16 protein-coding genes are annotated in these 22,161 nt (G+C 66.0%); 12 read left to right on the forward strand and 4 right to left on the reverse strand.

Annotated elements, in window-relative coordinates; translation table 11 throughout:
* Positions 1–13: 13 nt before the first annotated feature.
* Genes AC6JAC_RS09320 through rsmD form a run of 3 tightly spaced genes read left to right on the forward strand, consistent with a single transcriptional unit; the run spans position 14 to position 3,836 of the window.
* Positions 14–1,003 (forward strand): DAK2 domain-containing protein, encoded by a 990-nt coding sequence (locus AC6JAC_RS09320; RefSeq protein ID WP_347899859.1) that lies wholly within the window; start codon positions 14–16, stop codon positions 1,001–1,003.
* A 1-nt stretch (position 1,004) separates the two neighbouring features.
* Positions 1,005–3,218: an ATP-dependent DNA helicase RecG gene (locus tag AC6JAC_RS09325; protein ID WP_497964417.1), complete on the forward strand. Its 2,214-nt coding sequence runs from the start codon at positions 1,005–1,007 to the stop codon at positions 3,216–3,218.
* 39 nt (positions 3,219–3,257) lie between these two features.
* Entirely contained in the window at positions 3,258–3,836 is a 579-nt protein-coding gene (rsmD, locus tag AC6JAC_RS09330) for a 16S rRNA (guanine(966)-N(2))-methyltransferase RsmD (protein ID WP_497964419.1), read from the forward strand.
* Positions 3,837–3,852: 16 nt separating this feature from the next.
* On the opposite strand, the gene AC6JAC_RS09335 is transcribed toward rsmD, so the two are convergent.
* From AC6JAC_RS09335 to AC6JAC_RS09345, 3 genes are read right to left on the reverse strand one after another with little or no spacing between them, the layout of a single operon-like run.
* A complete protein-coding gene (locus AC6JAC_RS09335) occupies positions 3,853–4,638 on the reverse strand; it encodes a spermidine synthase (RefSeq protein ID WP_028271639.1) in 786 nt (261 codons plus the stop codon).
* Positions 4,639–4,640: 2 nt separating this feature from the next.
* A complete protein-coding gene (locus tag AC6JAC_RS09340) occupies positions 4,641–5,849 on the reverse strand; it encodes an aminotransferase class I/II-fold pyridoxal phosphate-dependent enzyme (RefSeq protein ID WP_497964421.1) in 1,209 nt (402 codons plus the stop codon).
* Positions 5,846–6,721 (reverse strand): SDR family NAD(P)-dependent oxidoreductase, encoded by an 876-nt coding sequence (locus AC6JAC_RS09345; RefSeq protein ID WP_497964423.1) that lies wholly within the window; start codon positions 6,719–6,721, stop codon positions 5,846–5,848. Before AC6JAC_RS09345 ends, AC6JAC_RS09340 begins: the two co-directional genes overlap by 4 nt.
* Before the next feature lie 43 nt (positions 6,722–6,764).
* Here AC6JAC_RS09345 and coaD point away from each other — a divergent pair, with 43 nt between their 5' ends.
* From coaD to AC6JAC_RS09385, 8 genes are all read left to right on the forward strand, one after another.
* Positions 6,765–7,265: a pantetheine-phosphate adenylyltransferase gene (coaD, locus tag AC6JAC_RS09350; protein WP_347899864.1), complete on the forward strand. Its 501-nt coding sequence runs from the start codon at positions 6,765–6,767 to the stop codon at positions 7,263–7,265.
* Positions 7,266–7,441: 176 nt separating this feature from the next.
* Entirely contained in the window at positions 7,442–7,966 is a 525-nt protein-coding gene (locus AC6JAC_RS09355; RefSeq protein WP_081818924.1) for a YceD family protein, read from the forward strand.
* 36 nt (positions 7,967–8,002) lie between these two features.
* The gene (gene rpmF, locus AC6JAC_RS09360; protein ID WP_009356569.1) at positions 8,003–8,206 is read left to right on the forward strand and encodes a 50S ribosomal protein L32; all 204 of its coding nucleotides are present in this window, start codon (positions 8,003–8,005) and stop codon (positions 8,204–8,206) included.
* Between the two features lie 18 nt (positions 8,207–8,224).
* Positions 8,225–8,947: a ribonuclease III gene (gene rnc, locus AC6JAC_RS09365; protein WP_028271644.1), complete on the forward strand. Its 723-nt coding sequence runs from the start codon at positions 8,225–8,227 to the stop codon at positions 8,945–8,947.
* 7 nt (positions 8,948–8,954) lie between these two features.
* Positions 8,955–9,911: a bifunctional DNA-formamidopyrimidine glycosylase/DNA-(apurinic or apyrimidinic site) lyase gene (gene mutM / locus AC6JAC_RS09370; protein ID WP_028271645.1), complete on the forward strand. Its 957-nt coding sequence runs from the start codon at positions 8,955–8,957 to the stop codon at positions 9,909–9,911.
* Between the two features lie 130 nt (positions 9,912–10,041).
* Positions 10,042–10,752 (forward strand): hypothetical protein, encoded by a 711-nt coding sequence (locus AC6JAC_RS09375; RefSeq protein ID WP_028271646.1) that lies wholly within the window; start codon positions 10,042–10,044, stop codon positions 10,750–10,752.
* A gap of 5 nt (positions 10,753–10,757) precedes the next feature.
* On the forward strand, positions 10,758–12,047 hold the full coding sequence (locus AC6JAC_RS09380) for an MFS transporter (protein ID WP_028271647.1): 1,290 nt from the start codon (positions 10,758–10,760) through the stop codon (positions 12,045–12,047).
* Positions 12,044–13,072 (forward strand): TolB family protein, encoded by a 1,029-nt coding sequence (locus AC6JAC_RS09385; protein ID WP_028271648.1) that lies wholly within the window; start codon positions 12,044–12,046, stop codon positions 13,070–13,072. The genes AC6JAC_RS09380 and AC6JAC_RS09385 overlap by 4 nt, the downstream gene beginning before the upstream one ends.
* Positions 13,073–13,281: 209 nt before the next feature.
* On the opposite strand, the gene AC6JAC_RS09390 is transcribed toward AC6JAC_RS09385, so the two are convergent.
* A complete protein-coding gene (locus tag AC6JAC_RS09390; protein ID WP_028271649.1) occupies positions 13,282–18,051 on the reverse strand; it encodes a DUF4082 domain-containing protein in 4,770 nt (1,589 codons plus the stop codon).
* A gap of 413 nt (positions 18,052–18,464) precedes the next feature.
* On the opposite strand from AC6JAC_RS09390, the gene smc reads away from it, so the two are divergent.
* Positions 18,465–22,100 carry a chromosome segregation protein SMC gene (gene smc, locus AC6JAC_RS09395; protein WP_028271650.1) on the forward strand — a complete coding sequence of 1,212 codons (3,636 nt, stop codon included), beginning with the start codon at positions 18,465–18,467 and terminating at the stop codon, positions 22,098–22,100.
* Positions 22,101–22,161: the final 61 nt, after the last annotated feature.

Raw genomic sequence — 22,161 nt, forward strand, 5'->3', positions numbered from 1 at the left:
CAACGCGCAAGCGATGAAGCGGTGGTTGGGCAAGGCCGAAACAGCGCTCGGGAACCACAGCGACCGCCTCAACGCCATCAACATTTTTCCCGTGGCCGACGGCGACACCGGCACCAACCTCTACCTGACGGTCCGTGCCGCTGCGCAGGCGGTCAACGGCGCCGCCATATCGCCCGACCCCGAACTTTCGCAGCAACCCGGGAGGACCCCGGGCCAGCAGGACGTCGGGGCCGTGCTTGCGCGGGCAGGCCAGGCCGCCATGGAACAGGCTCGCGGCAATTCGGGAACCCTGTTCTCGGTGTTCCTGTGCGCCGCCGCTGAGCCTTTGGCCGGCCATGCCCGCCTGAGCTCGCCGCTGCTGGCAGCCGCCCTCAACCGCGCCCAGATCAGGGCCTGGTCCGCCTTGAGCGATCCCGTTCCCGGGACCATGCTCTCGGTCATGGAGGCGGCCGCGCGCGCTGCCGCCGGCGTGGATGCCGACCAGAACGGCGATGACAGCAACCACGCCCTGGGCCTTGCCCTCGATGCGGCGGTTGAGGCGGCCCTCGAAGCGGTCGTCAGGACCGAGGACCAGTTGGCGGCCCTGCACGAGGCCCATGTCGTGGACGCCGGCGGGGTCGGAATGCTCCTCATCCTCGACTGCCTGCGTTCAGCGGTGCTCGGCGAGGAACTTCAAAGCGACATGCTGGACGGCCTCCACGGCTATGACGTCCAGGATCCGCACATCCATGCGGACATGCCCGACGACGACGGCGTGGAAGTCATGTGCACCATCAGCCTTTCGCCGTTGGACGCCGCCACACTGCGCCAGCGGCTGGATGAAATGGGTGATTCGGTGATCATGAGCCAGGTGGGCGGTGCCACTGACGCCGACGGGAAATACCGCTGGCGGGTGCACGTGCACGTCCCGGCCCCTGAACCGGCCGTGGCACTGATCGGATCCCTCGGCGAACCCACGGACATCTCTGTCAGCCAGCTCGCCCTGCCGCGGGACCCCGACTGAGATGAACGCTGAGCTGGAACTGGGCCTGGAACGCCGCATCGGCAAACGTTCCGCGGCCGTCATTGAGAAACACTTCGGTATCACCACCGTCGGCGGCCTGCTCAACTACTTTCCGCGCCGCTACCTCAACCGCGGCGAGCTGACGCCCATCAGCGAGGTCCCGCTGGACGAAGAGGTCACCCTGATCGCGCGCGTCGTGTCCAGCAGCACCCGGGCCATGCGGGCGCGCCGCGGCACCCTGACCGACGTTGTGATCACGGATGACGACGGCACCCTGAAGGTGAGCTTCTTCAACGGTTACCGCGCCAAAGCGGAGCTGCTCCCGGGCCGGCGGGCCCTGTTCTCGGGGAAAGTCACCCGGTACGCCGGCAACCTGAGCCTCACGAACCCTGACTTCCAGCTGCTCGACGAGGACCCTGACACTCCGGGCATGGATCCGGAGAAGCTCGCCGCCATGCCCATCCCGATCTATCCGGCAACGGCAAAACTCACCAGCTGGTCCATCCAGAAAGTGATCTCAACCCTCCTGGACACCGTCGACCTGGAACTCCTGGACGACCCCCTGCCGGGCGACGTCTCGGCGCGGGAAAAGTTCCTGCCGGCCGCCGAAGCCTACCGGCTCATCCACACGCCGGAGGTGCCGGGGGACTGGCAACGGGCCCGGGACCGCTTTCGGTACCAGGAAGCCCTCGTGCTGCAGTCCGCCCTGGCCCGGCGCCGCGCCCAGCTGGCGGCCGAAGAGGCCACAGCCCGGCGGCCGGTCGCAGGCGGAATCCTGACGGCGTTCGACCGCCAGCTGCCGTTCACCCTCACCGCCGGCCAGTCCGCCGTCGGAAAGACCCTTGCGGAGGAGCTCTCGCAGGACAGCCCCATGAACCGGCTCCTCCAGGGCGAGGTGGGCTCGGGCAAGACCATCGTTGCCCTGCGCGCCATGCTCCAGGTGGTTGATGCCGGCGGGCAGGCCGCGCTGCTGGCGCCCACCGAAGTCCTCGCCGCGCAACACTTCGAATCCATCCGCCGGACGCTCGGTCCGCTCTCCCGGGACGGACTCCTGGGCGGATCCGGGCCGGACGCCGTCCAGGTGACGCTGCTCACCGGATCGATGCCCGCCGCTGCCCGCAAGCAGGCCATGCTGGATGCGGCCTCTGGCACTGCCGGGATCGTGATCGGAACGCATGCGCTGCTGAGCGACAATGTCTCCTTCTACGACCTCGGGCTGATTGTCGTGGATGAACAGCACCGTTTCGGCGTGGAACAGCGCGACGCCCTCCGCGCGAAGGCCAGCAAACCGCCCCACCTGCTGGTCATGACCGCCACGCCCATCCCGCGGACCGTGGCGATGACCGTGTTCGGCGACCTGGAAACATCGGTGCTGGACGAACTCCCGGCGGGCCGTGCCCCCATCTCCACGCACGTGGTGGGACTCGCCGAAAATCCCGGCTGGGCCGGGCGCATCTGGTCCCGTTCCCGGGAAGAGATCGACGCCGGCCACCAGGTCTACGTGGTGTGTCCCAAGATCGGCGAGGACGACGACGGCGACTTCAGCCCCGGGGAAGCGGAACCGACAGCCGCGGACCTGGAAGGGGACGGACCTGCCCGCGAGCTCGCGTCCGTTACCGCCGTCGTCGAACACCTCCAGGATGAACCTGCGCTGGCCGGCGTTTCACTGGCGCCGCTCCACGGCAGGCAGGATCCGGTCCTGAAGTCCGCAACCATGGCGTCCTTCACCGCGAATGAAACCAAACTGCTGGTGTCCACCACGGTGATCGAGGTGGGTGTTGACGTCCACAACGCCACGCTGATGGTGATCCTGGACGCGGACAGATTCGGCATATCCCAGCTGCACCAGCTTCGCGGACGGGTGGGCCGCGGCGGACTGCCCGGCACCTGCCTCCTGGTGACCACCCTGGAACCCGGACACCCCAGCCGACGCCGGCTGGATGCCGTGGCAGCCACCACCGATGGCTTCGAACTGTCGCAGGAGGACTTGAAGCTGCGCCGCGAAGGGGACATCCTCGGGGCTTCGCAGTCCGGCGGACGCTCCGCACTGAAACTGCTCCGCGTGCTGGAACATGAGGACGTCATTGCGAAGGCACGCCAGGACGCGCAGCAGATCGTGGCCGCGGATCCGGCCCTGGCGGACCATTCCGCACTGGCGGAGGCAATCGAAGAGTATTTGAACCCCGAAAAGGAGGCGTTCCTTGAGCGTGGCTAGGAGCGGACGCACAGCTTCAGGCGGCATGGGGGTACGCGCATGAGCCGTATCATTGCGGGTGCCGGCGGTGGAATGACGCTGGCCAGCGTGCCCGGGTCCATGACCCGTCCCACCACGGACCGGGTCAAGGAAGCACTGTTCTCACGGCTTGAGGCCTTCAATGTGGTGGCAGGTGCCCGCGTTCTCGACCTCTATGCGGGCTCCGGGGCGCTGGGCGTGGAAAGCGCCAGCCGCGGGGCGGAAACGGTTGACCTCGTGGAGTTCGACGGCAAGGCCAGCGAGGCCTGCCAGCGCAACGCTGACCTTATTAACGGGTCCGTGGGCCGCAAGGCGGTGTCGGTCCACCGGTCCCGGGTGGAGTCCTTCCTGGGACGGACCGTGCCGGGAACCTTGTGGGACCTTGTGTTCCTGGACCCGCCGTATCCGCTGGACGAGCCCGCCATGGCCGCTGTGCTGGAGGAGCTGTCACCCTACCTGGCGGAGGGCGCCGTCGTTGTCGTGGAGCGCTCGTCCCGCAGCCCGGAACCGGCGTGGCCGGCGTCGCTGGAACGGTTCGCGGACAAGAAATACGGCGAGACCAAGCTGTGGTTTGCCGAACCCGTGGGCGGCGGCAGCTGACTAGGATGGCGCCTGATTAGCCAGAGAGCCCGTCGAGGTCCACGCCGGCCAGCACCGTCCCTGGGTGCGGGCCGCGGGCCGTCAGCTCTTCGGTCCATCCCGCCGGCCACGGACCCCGCGTGCCGATGAGGATGATGTTGCCGGGATGCCGCCCGGCGAACATGCCGGACTCAGCGAACGCGGCCACCCCGTCCATGACCTGCCGCAGCGCTGCCACCTGGCTCCGGACCAGCGTCAGCCCGGGTTCGTCACCCACGTTGACGATCAGCACGCCATCCGGCGTCAGCCGGGCAGCCGCTTCCGTGTAGAACCCGGCGCAGGCAATGTGCGCCGGCGCTTCCGGTCCGGAGAAGATATCCAGGATCACGACGTCGAACCGCAGCCCCGCCGGGAGCTCCGCCAGTGCGTCCCGGGCGTCGCCGATCAGCGTGTGCAGCACCGTTCCGGCCGGCATCGGCAACTGCTGCAGGACGAAGTCCAGCAGCTCCCGCTCAAGCTCCACGGCGTACTGCAGGGACCCCGGCCGGGTCGCCTGGATGTAGCGGGCCAGCGTCAGTGCCCCGGCCCCGAGGTGCAGGGCGCTGACAGGCTCACCGGCAGGGGCTGCCAGGTCCACAACGTGTCCGATCCGGCGAAGGTACTCGTAGAATATTTCTCCCGGCTCGGCAAGATTCACGTGTGACTGCTCCGCACCGCCGATGCTCAGCACGAAGGATCCCTCCGTAAAGGCGTCCGGTTCGATGGTCGCGTGCTGGCCGGTGGTCCGGAGGAAGCGTGACCCCGCCGCGGGCCGCGGAGGCATCGTCAGAGCCTGTCGCGGAGCGTAGCGAGCCTCGATGCGGCTTCTTCAAGGACCTCGGTCTTTTTGCAGAAGGCAAAACGGAGCAGGCTGCGGGTCCGTTCGGCGCCCGCAGGGTGGCAGAAGACGGGTACCGGGATTGCGGCGACCCCCACCAGGTCCGGAAGCCTCCGGGCCAGGTCGACGGAATCGGAGATCCCCAGGGGAGCTGTGTCCACATTCACGAAATAGGTTCCCTGCGGCGTGAACACGTCCAGGCCGGCAGCCTTGAGCCCGTCACTGAGGATGTCCCGCTTCCGCCTGAGGGTCTCGGAGATCCCGGTGTAGAAATCGTCCGGAAGGGCCAGCCCCACGGCGATGGCGCCTTGGAACGGCGTGCCGGAGCTGTAGCTGAGGAACTGCTTCACAGTCCTGATGGCGGATACGAGGTGTTCGGGTCCGCTCAGCCAACCGATCTTCCAGCCGGTGAAGGAGAATGTCTTGCCTGCCGAGGAGATGGTGATGGTCCGGCCGGCAGCCCCGGGCAGCGTTGCCACGGGGATGTGCTGCGCACCGAAGGTCAGGTGTTCGTAGACCTCATCGGTGATGATTACGGCATTGTGCCTGGCAGCAAGGTCGACGACGCGCTGCAGCACCTCACGCGGAAAAACGGCGCCGGTGGGGTTGTGCGGATTGTTGATGAGCACAACCTTGGTGCGGCTGCTGAAGGCTGCTTCCAGGGCGTCCATGTCCGGCATGAAATCCGGAGCCAGCAGGGGCGCCGTCACATGCGTGCCTCCTGCCAGCCCGATCATGGCGCCGTAGGAGTCATAGAAGGGTTCGAAGGTGAGCACTTCGTCGCCGTGCTCCACGAGGGCCAGCAGCGAGGCGGCGATGGCTTCGGTGGCGCCGGTGGTGACGATGATTTCAGTTTCCGGGTCCGGGGACAGTCCATAGAACCGCTGCTGGTGTGCCGAAATGGCCTCCCGGAGGGGAAGGATTCCCTTGCCCGGCGCGTACTGGTTGGCGCCCGAGTTGATCGCCGCCTGTGCGGCCGCCTTGATTTCCGCCGGGCCGTCCTCATCGGGGAAGCCCTGGCCAAGGTTGATTGCGCCGGTCCGGACCGCGAGGGTGGTCATTTCCTCGAAGATCGTGACACCGAGGCGGCCGTCGGCTGCCAGCAGGTTGGCTCCCGACGCTGCCCGCTGCCACGGTGCCGGAACTGTTGTGCTCACTGTTTGCCTGCCTGTCGGTTGGTGACGGAGTTCTCTGCCCGTCCGGTGAATTTTTCCATGCCCGTATAGATCCGGAAGATTCGTCCGCCGATGAAGTCCCAGGCGCGGACCGGGAGAATCCCGCGAAGGACCTTGCCAAGATTGGCCGTCGCCGGAGCGATCAGGAGCGGGCGCCCTGCGGCCATCGCCCGCCATGCCCGCCGGACCGCGTCATCCGGAGTCATGAGCGGCGTGAGCAGCGGACCCCGGGCGCCGGCGAACATTCCGGTGGAAATGTAGCTCGGGCAGAACGTTGTGACCCGGAGGTGCCGGTAGCCCTCCTGCTCCAGTTCGATCCGCAGCGAGTCGCTCCAGCCCACCACGGCCCACTTGGAAGCTGCATAAACGCTCATCCGCGGATTTGGGACTGTTCCGGCCGCAGAGGCGACATTCAAAATCCGGCGGGGACGCCCGGCGTCGGCCATCATGTCCGGCAGGAACGCAAGGGTGACGTACATCGGCGCCAGGGCGTTGACGTCCATGGTCAACGCGATGTCCGGGCCGGACCGGTGCTCCCAGAACAGGGCGCCGCGCACGATTCCCGCATTGTTCACCAGCAGCGTCAGGGGGCCTTCGGCCGCGCATTCCCGTGCGGCCGCCGCAATGGCGTCACGGTCCGCAAGATCCACCTGCCGGGCCACGGCGCGGGCGCCAAGTTCCGTGACTTCGCGGGCAACGCCCTGCAGCCGGTCGCCGTCCACATCCCACAGGATCACGACAGCAGCGCCGTCGGCCGCGGCGCGAAGGGCGTGCAGCCGGCCCATGCCCATGGCGGCTCCGGTGACAAGAACTACGCCCCCTGCAACGGTGAAGGGAATGTTCGACTCGGGCATCCAGTCATGTTATCCCGCTCCGTGTATGCGGTAGGTTCGGAACATGAGACGCGCCGTTTGCCCAGGCTCCTTCGACCCGATCCACAATGGCCACTTGGAAGTCATCGCAAGGGCCGCCGGCCTCTTTGACGAAGTGATTGTGGCGGTGTCCACCAACTACGCCAAGAAGTACCGTTTCACCTTGGAGGAGCGGATCGACATGGCGCGCGAGACCCTTGCGTCGCTTCGCGGCATTGTGGTGGAGCCCGTGGGGGAGGGCCTGCTTGCGGAATACTGCAGGCAGCGGGGGGTGTCCGCCATTGTGAAGGGCCTCCGGTCGTCCTCGGACTTTGACTACGAGCTCCCGATGGCCACCATGAACCGCCAGCTCAGCGGCGTGGAAACGGTCTTCCTTCCCACCGAGGGCCACTACCTGCACTTGTCATCAACGCTGATCAAGGAAGTCTTCAATCTGGGCGGAAGTGTGTCGGACTATGTGCCGAGGTCGGTGCTGAAACGGCTGCTGGCGGGCGAGTCGTCTCCGGATCAGCCCCGCAGAGGGTAGGCTATATCGGTACGCAACGGCCCCGGCCGGATTCGCGGCCCATTCCTTAGTTTGTCCCGCGGTGCTGAACTGTGTGGCTTTCGCCCGGTTTGAGTCCATCCGGAAGATCAGGCTAAGATAGTACGTCGGTCATATGTTCAACAGGAGTTCTCATTAAACGAGATGCTAGTTCGCCCTTGGCGTTCGACGTCAAGGACCTCGGGCGCAGTCCGGGGAGCATGCGGACGCTGACGGAACATGTACCCGCACCAAGTGACCTTGGTGTGGCCCTCATTGGCGTGCAGGAAGGCTCGGATGTCGGGCTGGATCTGCGGCTGGAGGCCGTACACGAAGGAATCCTGGTATCAGGAACCGTTCACGTCGAAGTAACCGGCGAGTGCGGCCGATGCCTGGATCCCCTTGCGTATGACCTTGAGGTCAATGTGCAAGAACTTTTCTTCTACGAGGACGCCCAGTTCTCTGCTGAAGAAGACGAAGAAGAGCAATATCGAATCGAGCACGATTTAATCGATCTTGAGCCGGTGTTGCGGGACGCAGTTGTAACCATGCTGCCGTTCCAGCCGGTGTGCCGGGAAGACTGCCAGGGCCTTTGCTCCGAATGCGGAGTACGCCTGGAAGACGAGCCGGGGCATCACCACGAGGTCGTAGATCCTCGCTGGGCTGCCCTAGCTGATCTGGCTAAGCCTGACCGGCAAAATTGATTTGTAAGTGTTTTTCTAGAGAGAAATGAGTTAGCCGTGGCTGTCCCGAAGCGGAAAATGTCTCGCTCGAATACCCGCGCCCGCCGCTCCCAGTGGAAGGCAACCGCCCCCCACCTGGTGAAGACCGTTGAGAACGGCCAGGTTACCTACAGCCTGCCGCACCAGGCAAAGGTCGTTACCGACTCGGCTGGCACTGCGCTGTTCCTTGAGTACAAGGGCCGCAAGGTCGCGGACGTCTAATCGGCCCACTGGCTGAACATGACGTCTTCAACTGAAGAGCTTTTGAAGCGTCTCGGTGTCTCTATTGATGCCGGGACGCTTCGTCTTGCTCTGACACATCGCTCCTATGCCTACGAAAACGGCGGCATACCCACCAATGAGCGCCTTGAGTTCCTGGGCGATTCCATCCTGGGCTTTTCCGTGACCGATGCCCTGTACCGGGACAACCCTGCATTGCCCGAGGGCGATCTCGCGAAGCGGCGCTCAGCCGTGGTGAGCACCAGGGCACTTGCCGGAATCGGCCGGAGCCTTGGCATTGGCGAATACATCTACCTCGGACAGGGCGAAAAGCTCACCGACGGCAAGAACAAGGCGTCCATCCTCGCCGACACCATGGAAGCGCTCATTGGCGCCACCTATGTGTCCAACGACATTGAGACGGCGCGCCAACTCGTGATGCGGCTGATCGGCCCGCTGCTCCAGGATGCCGCCGCGCTCGGGGCAGGCACCGACTGGAAGACCAGCATCCAGGAACTCGCAGCCAGCCGTCAGCTGGGCAGCATCTACTACGCGGTGGAGGGCTCAGGCCCGGACCACGCGCGCACGTTCGTGGCGGTGCTCCGGATCGGCGGAACCGATTACGGGCAGGGGGCCGGACGCTCCAAGAAGGAAGCTGAGCAGGAAGCCGCAGCCGATGCCTGGCGGAAGCTGTCGGCTGCCGGCGAGGCTAGCGTTCCGGCGGAATCCGAAGCCGGCCTCTAGGTTCTTCGTGCCCGAACTGCCGGAAGTTGAAGTTGTCCGCCGCGGCCTGGTGAGCTGGGTCTGCGGCCGGACAATCACCTCCGTTGACGTCCTGGATCCGCGTTCCATCCGCCGGCATGTGCTCGGCGCCGAGGACTTCGCGGGCAACCTTGAGGGCGCCCGGGTCATGGATGTGGTGCGCCGCGGCAAGTTCCTCTGGCTTCCCCTGGAGGAACCGGCAGCTGCGACGCCGGCCAATGACCGTCCTGCCGTGGCCCTGATGGCGCACTTGGGAATGAGCGGCCAGCTGCTGATGCAGGATTCCGGTGTGCCGGACGAAAAGCACCTGAAAATCCGCCTGCGGCTGAGCCCTGTTGATGGAATGCCGGAACAGCTCAGGTTCGTGGATCAACGCATTTTTGGCGGACTGTTCGTGACGTCGCTGGTTCCCACGGCCGACGGCGGACCCGGCGGCCTGGGGGAGGTGCCCGCACCCTACATTGCCGCGGAAGCCGCACACATCGCCCGGGATCCGCTGGACCCGCACTTTTCCTTCGACTCCTTCTACCGCCGCTTGCGGAACCGGAAGACGGGGTTGAAGCGTGCCCTCCTGGATCAAGGGCTTGTTTCCGGCATCGGCAACATCTACGCGGACGAGGCACTGTGGCGTGCACGCCTCCATTACGCCCGACCCACCGATACGCTCCGCCGCGCCGATGCCCTGAGGGTTCTCGACGCCGCCCGTGAGGTCATGCTGGATGCCCTCGCCGCGGGCGGGACCAGCTTCGACTCCCTGTACGTCAACGTCAACGGCGCCTCGGGGTACTTTGACCGGTCCCTCAACGCCTACGGCAGGGAAAACCAGGAGTGCAGGCGCTGCGCAGCTGCAGGAATAGTGAGCCTCATGAAACGCGAACAATTCATGAACCGGTCCTCCTACACCTGCCCCGTCTGCCAGCCGAGGCCCCGCAACGGCCGGTGGTAGGCCGAAAAAGCAGGTAGCGCCACTCTATCGAAGCTGTCTTTCCCGGTGTCAGACTGTGCCCAAGGCGGCCGAGGCTGCCGGAATCGCAGGCGCGTTGGTCTTCAACGCCTGAACGGGAGGCGGGGGCCCAATGTTAGCGAAGAGGCTTGTCATCGTGGGGGTGAGTGTCGCGGCAGCGCTGGGCGGTGCCGCTCTTGTCTTCGATCAGCTGGCGGGAGCCCCGGACGCAAGCCTGTCGGCTCCGTCAGGCACCGGCACTGCCGCCCCGGACGGGGCCGAAGCCTCTCCGGCGCAGGGAGGTCCGGACGCAGGGATACCCGCCGCGCCTGGAACGGCGACAGACAGCGGGACCGGACAATCTCCCGGAGCAGGGGAGGGAACGGGAAGCCCCGCACCGGCCGCCGGGTTGCAGGAGGTTCTTCCCCCTGTGGCGGCGGCCCCCACCGGGCTTCCGGTGCCGTCCACGCCGGCGGCACTGGTTAGCATGCCGCTGCCGCCAACAGCCTCGGCCCAAGGGAAAATCGTGGCTGGCTTCCCCGAGGAATCCCTCCGCTTTCCGGACGGAAGCGTTGTGGTCTCCACCGGTGTATCAGCCGCTGATACGGTGCTGCAGGTGACGGCCGATGCCATATCGGCGGCCAGCCAGGACTCCGTCGTGGGCCATTTCCAGCAGCAGCTCGCAAAACTCAACTTCTGGTCAGAGCCGGCCCCCGCAACGGAGGGACAACGGGCGGTCCGTTTTGTCAGGGGCGCCGATTCGGTGACCCTGACAACATCAGCGACGGGCACGGGCAGTACCCGCTTCATGTTGCTCGGCAACCTTCACACGACGGCGGGGTAGCGGCCATGTATATCTCGGTCTCGGATCGGAACGGCGGCAAGAAGGACGCGCTGCCGGCAGCCAACGATTCCACGGTGCCCCCGCGGGCATTCCGGCTGTCCCCCGTCATCCTCTGGCTCGGTGTCGTCAGCATGTTCACCGATGTCTCCTCAGAATCGGTATCCGCCGTCCTCCCGCTCTACATCACCGGATTTCTCGGCCTGTCCGCCATTGCGTTCGGGATTCTGGATGGAATCAACCAAGGGGCCAGCGCGATTGTCAGGATCGCTGCAGGCTGGGCCGCGGACCGCAGCGGGCATCCAAAACGGATAGCACTCGCCGGTTACGGACTGTCAATGGTGGCCAGGATCGGTTTCCTCTTCGCCGGCGGTTTCTGGGCGCTGACCGCGATCGTGACCGGTGACCGGATCGGCAAGGGGATCCGGACGGCACCGCGGGATGCGCTGATCACGGTGTCCGCCCAGCCCGAATACCTGGCGCGCCACTTCGGCGTCCACCGGATGCTGGACAACATCGGTGCCGCAAGCGGACCGCTGCTGGCATTCTTCATCCTCATGCTGATTCCGAACGGCTATGGCACCCTTTTCGTGGTCTCCCTGGCCTTCGCGGTGATCGGCGTCGCCGCGCTCGCACTGCTCGTGCCCAACCTGAAGACGGGAAACCCGGCGGGACCCGCGCCGGAACGGAGGCCGGGCCCGGTGTTCGTCTTCCGCTGGAGCCTCTTGCGGGAGCCCGGATTGGGCAGGCTGCTCGTCGCCTCGGGACTGCTCGGACTGCTGACCGTGGGCGACGGATTCATCTACCTCGTCCTGCAGGACCGGGACTCCTTTGCGGTGCAGTGGTTTCCGCTGCTCTACGTGGGCACCAACGTCGTGTTTCTCGTCCTTGCGATCCCGCTGGGCAAGCTGGCGGACCGCTGGGGAAAAGCGAAAGTCTTCGTGGCGGGGCATGTGGCCCTCCTGCTTTGCTATCTCCTCGCTGCGGCGCCGCTTGGCGGATTGGGCCCGACCCTGGCCTGCCTGGTCCTACTCGGAGCCTTCTACGCCGCGACTGATGGCGTCCTCGCCGCCCTGGCGAGCCAGCTCACTCCGCCGGACAAGCTGGCCACGGGCATCGGCGCAGCCCAGACGGTCGTGGCCCTGAGCCGGATGGCAGCTTCGGCCGGCTTTGGCGTGCTGTGGTTCGCACTGGGTCCGTCCACGGCCATGGTGGTGGTGGGCAGCTGCCTGGCCGTCGCCGTACCTGCCTCGTTGCTGATCCTGCGGGCGGGCGCACGCCAGAGGCAAGCAGCTTGAACCCCGCAAGCCGCAGGAAACGCTGGATCATCCTTTTGGCGATTACAGTGGTGGTCCTTACGGCTGCCGGCTCCTACGCTGCCGTCGCCTTCCAGCGCTTCCAGGACAGCCGCTCGGCAGCGTCCGCCGTCAACGTGGCATCCGGCGGTGCCCTCCCGGAAGCCCCCTTTGTCCTGTTCCGCAACACGGCGGCTGGACAGGGGTACGGGATGGCCGGGACCGTTCCGCTGGCGGCACCCGGCGGCCGGCGGTCGCTGGCGTCCGAGGCCTGCGACCGGGTCTACGGCACCGCCCGGAACCTCGTTTGCCTGAAGACAAACCGCGGGCTCGTCACCAACTTCGAGGCAGTCCTGCTGGACCGGCAATGGCAGCCCACCGGCCGGTGGGCTCTGCCGGGGATCCCCAGCCGTACACGGATGAGCGCTGACGGCTCACTGGTGTCCACCACGGTGTTTGTCTCCGGCCACTCCTACGGCGCTGCCGGCTTTTCTACCGAAACGTCCATCAGCCGGACTGACGGAGGCGCCGGAACCGGGAGCCTGGAAGGCTTCGCCCTCCTGGCCAACGGGGTGCAGGTGACGGCGGCGGACCGGAATATCTGGGGCGTGACCTTCGTCCCCGGGGATGCTGACGCGTTCTATGCCACGGCGGCGTCGTCAGGGCGCATCTGGCTCGTTAAAGGAAGCATTTCGGCCAGGACCCTTACGGCAGTCCACGACGGCGTCGAGTGCCCCTCGGTTTCGCCGGACGGCACCCGCGTTGCCTACAAGAAGAACACCGGCACGGCCATGGCCGCACACTGGAAGATCGCCGTCCTGGACCTGGAAAGCGGAGTCGAAACGGTCCTGTCAGAGGCCCGCAGCGTCGACGACCAGATCGAGTGGCTCGATGACGGAACACTGCTCTACGGGCTGCCCCGCGACGGCGCCGCGGGCGACAGCGATATCTGGCAGATCGGGACAGATCCTTCTGCCCCTGCCTCGCTCTTCATAGAGCACGCCTGGTCGCCGTCCGTCGTGCGCTAGCGCCCGCCGCAGGATCCGCCCGCCGCACCGGCGACCTCTTACCCCGCAACACAACCCCAGCCGTAGGCGAGGGTCCCCGCCGCACCGCCGTGAGCGGTACGGCCGAGGGCTTCTTCCGCGGTGAGGCCCGAGGGCTCCCTGGGTATAGCAAAGGGCCCCTCGATGTTTGGCCGAGGGGCCCTCAGGGTGTCACGTTTTCCGGATCCGGATTACTTCGGGGCGAAGACAACGTCCACGAAGTAGTTGGTCGAATTGCTTGTTTGGTTGGGAACCGCCGTTCCCGAACCAAAACGGTACAGCCCGTTGTTGTTGGCCCTGGCTGTCAGGGCACCGCTTGTCCACGCCTTGGAAAAGAAGTTCGGCGTATAGGAGTAGCGGCCCACCGGGGCGTTGTAGGACACGACGTAGTTCGTGCCTACTGTCAGCGCTATCGGGGTCGGCAGCAATGCGGTCTGCCAGCCGCTGGCCGTTTCGTTCGTGAACGTCACTTTGGCCAGCCGCACACCAGATGCCGTCCACAGCGAACCTGTGTGAGTGCCCGTGTTGCTTGTCCCTTTGTAGAAGCGGATGGCCGTGACAGAACCGGCAACGGAGGACTTGAACACCACGCCGAGCTCCACAGCCCGGACATCCGTTGACGCGGCGATCTGCGGCAGCAAGGACGCGAAGAGGGACTGCGTGGGCGGCGGAGGAGTGAGTGTGGTGAACTGCCACGAGGTGGGCGCCAGCGCCGCGCCCGCCAGCGACACGACATTGGACGCGCTCGCTGTGATGACGGTATTGGCAGGCAACTGTTGTGCCGGCGTGAACGTCAGCGTGCGGCCGTCCGCGGACAGCGCCGACGCTCCTGCAATGTTGGCTCCGCCGGCCGCCAGGGTGAGTGAAGCGCCGGGCTGTACGGCCGAGGACACCGTGAGGCTCGGCTGGACGTTGAGCGCCACCGCGGTGGCATTCGGTGCCGGCGACTGCGCAGTCACCGTCAAAGGCTCCGGCGGAGGCGGAGGCGCCACACCCGACGTTTGGAAGACCAGGTCGACAAGGTAGCTGGAGCTGGACGACGAACCCGGGAAGTCGCCGCTGTAGGAGAACCCGCCGGAGTCGGCTGCCGTCCGCAGCGGTCCGCTCGTAAACCCGGTGGTGAAGCCGCCGGGTGTTGCCGAATACGTGCCGGTGGGCGACTTGTAGGCTGCCACATACTCGGTGTCAGCTGCGATGGCCACTGGCTGGCTGAAGGTAGCCGTTTGCCAGCCGGCGCTGGACTCGGCCGTGAATGTCACTGTCGCCAGCTGCTGGCCCGTGATGCTGAAGAGGCTTCCCGTGTGGGTTCCGGTGTTGCCGGCGGACTTGTAGAAGCGGATGCCGGTAACCTGTCCGCTGGTGGAGCTGGCGAACCGTACGCCCAGGGCCAGCGGGGCTCCGTCCTTGACTTCCAGAACGGTCGGGGTGACCGTGTCCTGGTAAAGGGTGCAGGGGCAGACTCCGTCGGTCCGGGGGAGCGGCACCGTGGTGAAGGTCCAGGTCCCCCCGGCGCTGAGCGGCTGGTTTGTGGTGGAGGTGGCCGTCAGGCTCGCCGTGTAGCTGGTGGCCGCCGCAAGTTGTGCCGACGGCGTGAATGTCACCTTGCCTGTTGCCGGGTCGTAGTTCGTGGTCCCGGTGATGTTTGTGCCCCCGGGACCAGCCAGTGTGAACTGGACACTCGCTGCAGTGGCCGGTTTGGAGAACGTCGCGCTGACAGTTGTGTTCAGCGCAACACTGGACGAACCGGGGAGCGGGGTTTGGGCGCCCGCCACAAATGCCGGCTCCGGGTACTGCACCACGACATCCACCAGGTAGCTCGCAGTGGAACGGACATTCGGGAAGTCGTTGCTGTACGAATAGGCGCCGGCATCGGAGTTCGCCCGTAGGTTACCCACGGTCAGTCCGGGGCCGAAGCCGTTCACCGTCGCCGAGTAGGCTCCCGTCGAGGTCTTGTAGGCCAGGATGTACTCGGTGTTCGCGGACATCCCCACGGGCTGGTTGAAGTACGCCGTCTGCCAGCCTGCGGTGCTCTCATTGGCGAAGGTAACTGTTGCCAGTTGCTGCCCTGCGGCCGTGAACAGTGTGCCGGTATGGGTGCCTGTGTTGCCGGCTGACTTGTAGAAACGGATGCCCGTAACGGTGCCGTCTGCCGTGCTGGAGAAACGGATACCCAGGGTCACCGGTACGCCGTCCCTGACCTCCTGGATTCCTGGCAGGACCGAGTCATCGTAGAAGCTGCACGGGCAGCTTCCTGGAGGGGGCGGCGACAGGACCGTGGTGAACGACCACGTCCCGCCGCCGGTCAGGGCCCCGCCGCTGGCGGCAGTGCCGCTGAGGGTCACAGTGTAAGTGGTTGCCAGCGCGAGGGGGGCGCCCGGCGTGAACGTCACTTTGCGGGTTGTGGAGTCGTAGCTGGTTGTGCCTGCCACAGTAGTGCCGTCGGCAGCCTTAAGAGTCAGCTGAACGCTTGACGCCGTCACTGGCTTGGAGAAGACCGCCCCGACCGTTGTGGCCTGCGGAACGCTGGTTGAGCCGCCCAGCGGCCACTGTCCCGAAGCGGTCAGCGGGGTGGTGTCCACCGTCTCGAACACGGCATCCACGAAATAGTTTCCGTTGCCAAAGCTGTTCTGCGGGAAAGCATCGGGACTGCCGTAAACGCCGGCCGGTTCGCTGCCGAATCCTCCCGCGACTGTCAGCGGCGGCTCATTGGACCCGAAGCTCGACCACGCATACTCCTGCGAAGCGTAATGGCCCTTGGGAGCGGTGTAGGAGGCCGTGTATTTTTGCCCTGCTGTAACTGCCACGGCCTGGCTGAACTGCACTTTCTGCCACCCCGAGGCCGTTTCGGCGGTGAAGGTCGCGGTGGCTAGCCGCTGTCCGGACGAGTTCCAGAGGGACCCGATGTGGGTTCCCGTGTTGGCCGTGCTCTTGTAGAACCGGACTCCGGTGATGAACCCGTCGATGCTCGGTGTGATCTTCATGCCTAGCTCATAGGCGCCGCCGTCCTGGGAATCCGGTACCGCGGGAACCTGTTGTCCAAACACCGTATACGGGCCGCTGAGCTGCAGGTTCCGCGTCACCGCGGTGCCGATGTTGGCGCTGTCATCCACAGCTCGGACCTTAACGCTTGCCGTGTCGAGGCCTTTCTGAATGTACGTATAGGTCCAGCTTTGCTTGCCCTGGGCGGGATGCCAGGTGGCTCCGCCGTTGGTGGAGACTTCGACGCCGGCGACAATGCCGCCGGCGTCGCTTGCAGTGCCGGAAACTGTGACGCTGGTGCCGTGCGGAACGGCAGCTCCTTCGGCGGGGGACGAGATCGTCGCTGTTGGCGCTGCCGTATCACTGCTGGGACTTGCCGCGGCCAAGGCACCATCGCGCGTCCCGGGTTGGGCCCCCATGTCCGCCAGCAGGTTGACCTGGGCCTGTTGCATACGAGGGTCCGCGGCTGCACCGTTGCCGTCGTGCTCCTGGTCAAGTCCCCACGACCACTGGACCGTGCCGGCCGAGAAGACCAGCGCTCCGCTCTGAGCACGGTAAAGCGTGGTGTTGTGAGTGGTGTTTCCGGGTTTCACTGTATTGCCGAAGTCCTGGAGATACTCCGGTGTGGGGCCGGTTGTCGTCGACAACCTGATCAGCCCTGCGGGCCTGAATCCGTTGTCCAGGTCCTCGTTGGACTCGTAGCCCACTGTATGGGGTGCCAGTTGGGCAGAGGTTCCCGCGGCGAGGGAGGCCAGGGATGTGTTCCGCCAGAGACGTGACTTGCCCTCCGCCGCGCTGACGGTAACGGGAAGATCCGTAAAGTTGGACATGTACATGGTGCCGGTCAGTCCGTTCTCCGGCAGACCGCCTCCGTTGGCCTGCGAAGCGAACCTGGGGTCACGCCAGGTTCCGGTCCATTGGGGGCTGGGATCGATCTTTTCGTTGGCCCAGGTCTCCTTGTAGGACGTGATTGTCCGCCCGGCCGCGCTGTCCACTGGCGACGGTTCGATCCGAGTGCGCCAGTACATCTCATTACCGGACAGGAACTGCAAGTTCACGCCGGCATCGCGCGCGGCCTCCACATTTGCCCGCTGTGGTCCGGACCAGTATTCGTCGTGGCCCACGGAGAGGAAAACCTTGTGGTTGAGGAGCTGCGCGCCGCTACGGTGGGTGTCGATGCCACTGATGTAGCTGATGTCGTAGCCGTTCTTCTCCAGGAAACGCACCATGGGGTACTCGTTGCTGAAGTAGAAGTCACGGCCTGCCGGACCACCACGCGTGGCAACCGGCCGGTTGTAGCTGACCTTGTACGCCCTGCCGTTGGTTCCGTAGTAGAAATTCGAACCGCCATAGTCGTTGTAGGCCTGCCACGTTGTATCGGAGGTCTGGAAGACGACATCCGAGTGGCTGCCATCGGAGCGGACGATAAACGTGATATGGCTCGAAGCCCCGTTATCCGGGCGCCTCAGGAGGGCGACATACACGCCCGAGACGGCAGTCGGCGGGACTTGCCACGTTGCGGAAACGGCCCACGTACCGCAGTCATAGAGGCCGGTTGCCGCATCGTTCAGGCATTGCGGCTGTGATTGCCGGAAGGCAAGGGGCGTGACGTCCGCAATCTTGCGGGCGCCGAGGCCTTGGTACCAGCCGGTCCGGTAAATGGCGATCGTGTAGTTGGACGCGTTGGTGTCAATCTTGAAGTTGATCGGCTGCCCGGCGTTGACGCTGATATCGGTGGCAAATCCCTGGATATCCGAATCGCCGGCGCCGGTAATGTCCCACTCGGATGAAGGGCTTCCCGGCTTGGAGTTTTCACATGCTATGGCGTTCACAACCGGGGCGCAGGGGTCCGCCGCATACGCAAACGGTAGCAGCGCGGCCGGTGCCGCAGCGGGCAGAAGCGCGGCCACCATGGCCAACGCCAGCAGGAAGACGACCTGCTTGAAGGCTTTAATGGTGCGATCGACTGAGGATACGGACATGTGAACTCCTGGAGTGAGTGCGCAGTTGCGGATCAGGCGGTGCTCAATGCACTGCCCTGCATGCCGCCCCCCGGCGCAGCCAAACCAAGATATTCAGTTGTCGTCCAACAGAAGGTTGCGTCCAAAACGCCCCTCACTGCATCATGGCCAGTCCAGCTTCGCTGTATCCTGCCAAGTCGATCCGGTGTGAGACCACCGGGTCGAGCAGCGTCAAGCAACCTCTAGCCGCGAGTCTAAGGGCACGCGGGGACGCGAGGCAAGGGTCTCATGGCGTGAACATGCCCAAATCCGGGCAATGTCGGTGCCACGCAGTAGATTTGAGGCAGGAACACGCCGAATTTCAGCACTCAGAAGTTCAGCACTCAGAATTTCAGCAGCTCAGAACATCAGCCACTCAGGAGATCCGAACCACCTTGCACCTCAAGAGCCTGACCGTCCGCGGATTCAAGTCGTTCGCGTCAGCCACGACGTTCGACTTCGAGCCGGGCGTCACTGCAGTGGTCGGTCCGAACGGTTCCGGAAAATCCAATGTTGTGGACGCCTTGTCCTGGGTCATGGGCGAACAGGGTGCCAAAACACTGCGCGGCGGCAAGATGGAGGACGTCATCTTCGCGGGCACGTCGGGCCGGCCGCCGCTGGGCCGGGCCCACGTCTCGTTGACCATCGACAACACAGACGGCGCCCTGCCGATCGAGTACAGCGAAGTGACCATCTCCCGCACGCTGTTCCGCACCGGCGGGTCGGAGTACGCCATCAACGGCGCCGGCTGCCGGCTCCTGGACATTCAGGAACTGCTCTCCGATTCCGGACTGGGCCGTGAAATGCACGTGATTGTGGGGCAAGGGCAGCTGGATAAGGTCCTGCACGCCACACCGGAGGACCGGCGCGGCTTCATCGAAGAAGCCGCCGGGATTCTCAAACACCGCCGGCGCAAGGAAAAGACGGTCCGGAAGCTGGAGGCGATGCAGGCGAACCTGCAGCGACTGGGTGACCTCACCAGTGAAATCCGGCGGCAGCTGACCCCGCTCGGCAAACAGGCGGAAGTGGCCCGCCGCGCCCAAAGCGTGCAGTTTGAAGTGCGGGACGCCCGAGCCCGGCTCCTGGCGGACGACCTTGTGCAGCTGCGGTCCGTCCTGGCCCAGGAGGTGGCGGATGAATCCGCGCTGAAGGCGCGCAGGGCGATTGTGGAGCAGGGCCTCGAAAACGGTCGTCAGCGGCAGTCGGCGCTGGAACGGCAGGCGGCCGAGGCAACGCCCAAGCTCAACGCTGCGCGGGACACCTGGTACCAGCTCTCGGCAGGCCGCGAAAGATTCCGTTCCCTCGGGTCGCTTGCGGAGGAACGCCGCCGGTTGCTGGGCGCCGCGGACGAGATGCCGGACTCGGGACGGGATCCGGAACAGCTTGAAAGAAACGCTGCCCGCGTCCGCGAAGAACAAGCCGCACTGGAAGTCGGGATCCTGCAAAAACGCACCGCGCTGGAAGCCGCGACGGCAGCCAAGCAGGACGCCGAGAGTGCGGCGAGTGCCGAAGACAAACGGCTGGCTGCTGTGCTTCGTGCGGCTGCCGACCGCCGGGAGGGGCTGGCAAAACTGGCCGGCCAGGTGGGTGCGGCACGGTCACGCGTTGAGGCGGCACAAGCCGAACTTGGCCGGCTCCGGGAATCCCAGGCCGCCGGTGACGAGCGGCGGCGCCGCGCCCAGAGCGAGTTTACGGCGCTGGAATCGCAGGTCGCCGGCGTCGAGGACGGCGAGGAATCCCTTGACGCCGATTACGAGGATGCCAGCGCTGCCCTGGACGAAATCCTGACCGACATTGAAGCCCTCACGTCGGCCGGGCGCGACGGGGAACGGGAACGCGATTCGCTGCTCGCCAGGCGCGACGCACTCCAGCTCGGGCTCAACCGCAAGGACGGGTCCGGCCGCGTGGCCGGCTCGGGATTGCCCGGGGTCATCGGGCCCCTGGCCTCGATGCTCGCCGTCGAATCCGGCTATGAAGCGGCCGTCGCCGCCGCATTGGGGAACTGCTCTGACGCCGTCGTCGTCCGGGACGACGTTACCGCCGTCGAAGCGTTGCAACTGCTTAAGGACGACGACGCCGGCCTCGCCTCGCTGCTGCTGGCGGCCCCTGCTGGGCAGGACAACCCGGAAGCGATGTCTGTTGTACCCGCTGTGTCCGCCCGACGTCCCCTTCCGCGGGGTGCCCGATGGGCTGCGGAGCTGGTCAGGGCATCTGACGCCGGCGGTGCCGCGGCGGACCTGCTGCTGGACACCCTGGTGCGCAGCGTGTTGGATGCCACTGTGGTTGTTGACGGCCTGGAGGCGGCGTCGGAGCTTATCCGCGAGCAGCCGGGTCTGACGGTTGCGACGCGCGCGGGCGACGTCTTCACAGCCTTCACCGTCCGGGGCGGCTCGGCGAGTGCACCGTCGCTGCTGGAAGTGCAGGCTGCCGTCGACGACGCCGAAACGAGGCTCGCCGCGGTTGGCGCCGATCTCGAACGGAACCGGTTTGCACTGGCCTCGGCGGTGGCGCGAAAGGCCGAGGCCCAGGAACGCGCAGACGCCGCCCTGGACCGTCTCCACGAATCAGATGCCCGGCTGGCCGCCGTGGCGGAACGGCTGGGCCATCTAAACTCGGTCCTCCGGAGCGCAGTGGGGGAGAGCGAAAGGCTCGGTGCGTCGCTGGCCGGGGCCGAGGCAAACATCGTCGCCGAACAGGAGGCCCTCGAAGCCGCGACCGCACGCCTCGATGCAGCCCGGCAGGCCCCCGCGGACGAGGAGCCCTCGGCCGAGCTCCGTGACGAGCTGGCGCTGGCGGCGTCCGCGGCACGGTCTGCCGAGATGGAGGCCAGGCTTTCGCTCCGGAGCGCCGAGGAACAACTCACCGCCACCCGCAACCGGGCCCTTTCATTGGAACGTGCCGCGGCGGCCGAGCGCCGGGCGCGGGAAGAAGCGGCGCGGCGTGCCCGCCGCCGCAGGCTCCAGGCGGGCCGGGCCGCTGCCGTTTCGGCTGCGGCGGAGCAGGCCATCGCGTTCATGGACACCTCCGTGGATCTCGCCCTCCGCGCCCGGGACCTTGCGGAGGAAGAGCGGGAGCTGAGGGATCGCGAACTTGTGGAGGTACGGTCACAGAATGACGCCCTGGGCCGCGAGCTGGCGGAACTGACGGATTCGGTGCACCGCGACGAGCTTGCCCGGACGCAGCAGCGGCTGCGGATCGAGGCCCTCGAGCTGCGCTCGGTCGAGGAGCTCGGTTTGTCTCCGGACCAGCTGGTAGCGGACTACGGTCCGGACCAGCCCGTGCCCGTGACCGCCGAAGAATCCGCCGACAAGTGGGCGGCCCTCCGCGCGGCGGTGGACGAGGACGGCAGGCCGATCCCGGAAGGCAAACCGTTCGTCCGCGGCGAGCAGGAAAAACGGCTTCGCAAGGCCGAGCGGGATCTCTCCTCCCTGGGCCGGGTGAATCCGCTGGCACTGGAGGAGTTCGCGGCCCTGGAGGAACGGCACCAGTTCCTCAGCAGCCAGCTGGAGGACCTCAAATCCAGTCGCAAGGATCTGCTGGACATCATCAAGGAAGTGGATGACCGTGTCCAGAAGGTCTTCGCCGAAGCGTTCGCGGACACCTCGGCACAGTTCGTCCGTGTGTTCGCCCGGCTCTTCCCCGGCGGCGAGGGACGGCTCGTCCTGACCGACCCGTCGGATATGCTCACCACGGGCATTGAGGTGGAGGCACGGCCGGCCGGCAAGAAGATCAAGCGGCTCTCCCTGCTGTCCGGCGGCGAACGTTCGCTGACCGCAGTGGCCCTGCTCGTGGCCATCTTCAAGGCGCGCCCGTCGCCGTTCTACGTGATGGACGAAGTGGAGGCTGCTTTGGACGACACCAACCTGGGCAGGCTCATCACGATCTTCGAGGAACTCCGTGAGTCCAGCCAACTGATCGTCATCACGCACCAGAAGCGGACCATGGAGGTTGCCGATGCCCTGTACGGCGTCACCATGCGGGGCGACGGGGTGTCAACGGTCATCAGCCAGCGCCTCGGCGCCGAAGTCTAGCCCGGCTGCGGCCCCGCGGCCGACGCCGGCGTCAGTCTCCGGCCGCGTCCCGCGATTGTGA

The organism is Arthrobacter sp. KUASC02 (genome assembly GCF_059739395.1).

Bases quoted from the DNA above. Each gene is read 5' to 3' on its own strand.
- AC6JAC_RS09380 (WP_028271647.1), top strand. From the start codon at position 10,758: ATGTATATCTCGGTCTCGGATCGGAACGGCGGCAAGAAGGACGCGCTG.
- rnc (WP_028271644.1), top strand. From the start codon at position 8,225: ATGACGTCTTCAACTGAAGAGCTTTTGAAGCGTCTCGGTGTCTCTATT.
- AC6JAC_RS09345 (WP_497964423.1), bottom strand. From the start codon at position 6,721: ATGCCCGAGTCGAACATTCCCTTCACCGTTGCAGGGGGCGTAGTTCTT.
- AC6JAC_RS09375 (WP_028271646.1), top strand. From the start codon at position 10,042: ATGTTAGCGAAGAGGCTTGTCATCGTGGGGGTGAGTGTCGCGGCAGCG.
- coaD (WP_347899864.1), top strand. From the start codon at position 6,765: ATGAGACGCGCCGTTTGCCCAGGCTCCTTCGACCCGATCCACAATGGC.
- AC6JAC_RS09390 (WP_028271649.1), bottom strand. From the start codon at position 18,051: ATGTCCGTATCCTCAGTCGATCGCACCATTAAAGCCTTCAAGCAGGTC.
- AC6JAC_RS09335 (WP_028271639.1), bottom strand. From the start codon at position 4,638: ATGCCTCCGCGGCCCGCGGCGGGGTCACGCTTCCTCCGGACCACCGGC.
- AC6JAC_RS09320 (WP_347899859.1), top strand. From the start codon at position 14: ATGAAGCGGTGGTTGGGCAAGGCCGAAACAGCGCTCGGGAACCACAGC.
- AC6JAC_RS09325 (WP_497964417.1), top strand. From the start codon at position 1,005: ATGAACGCTGAGCTGGAACTGGGCCTGGAACGCCGCATCGGCAAACGT.
- rsmD (WP_497964419.1), top strand. From the start codon at position 3,258: ATGAGCCGTATCATTGCGGGTGCCGGCGGTGGAATGACGCTGGCCAGC.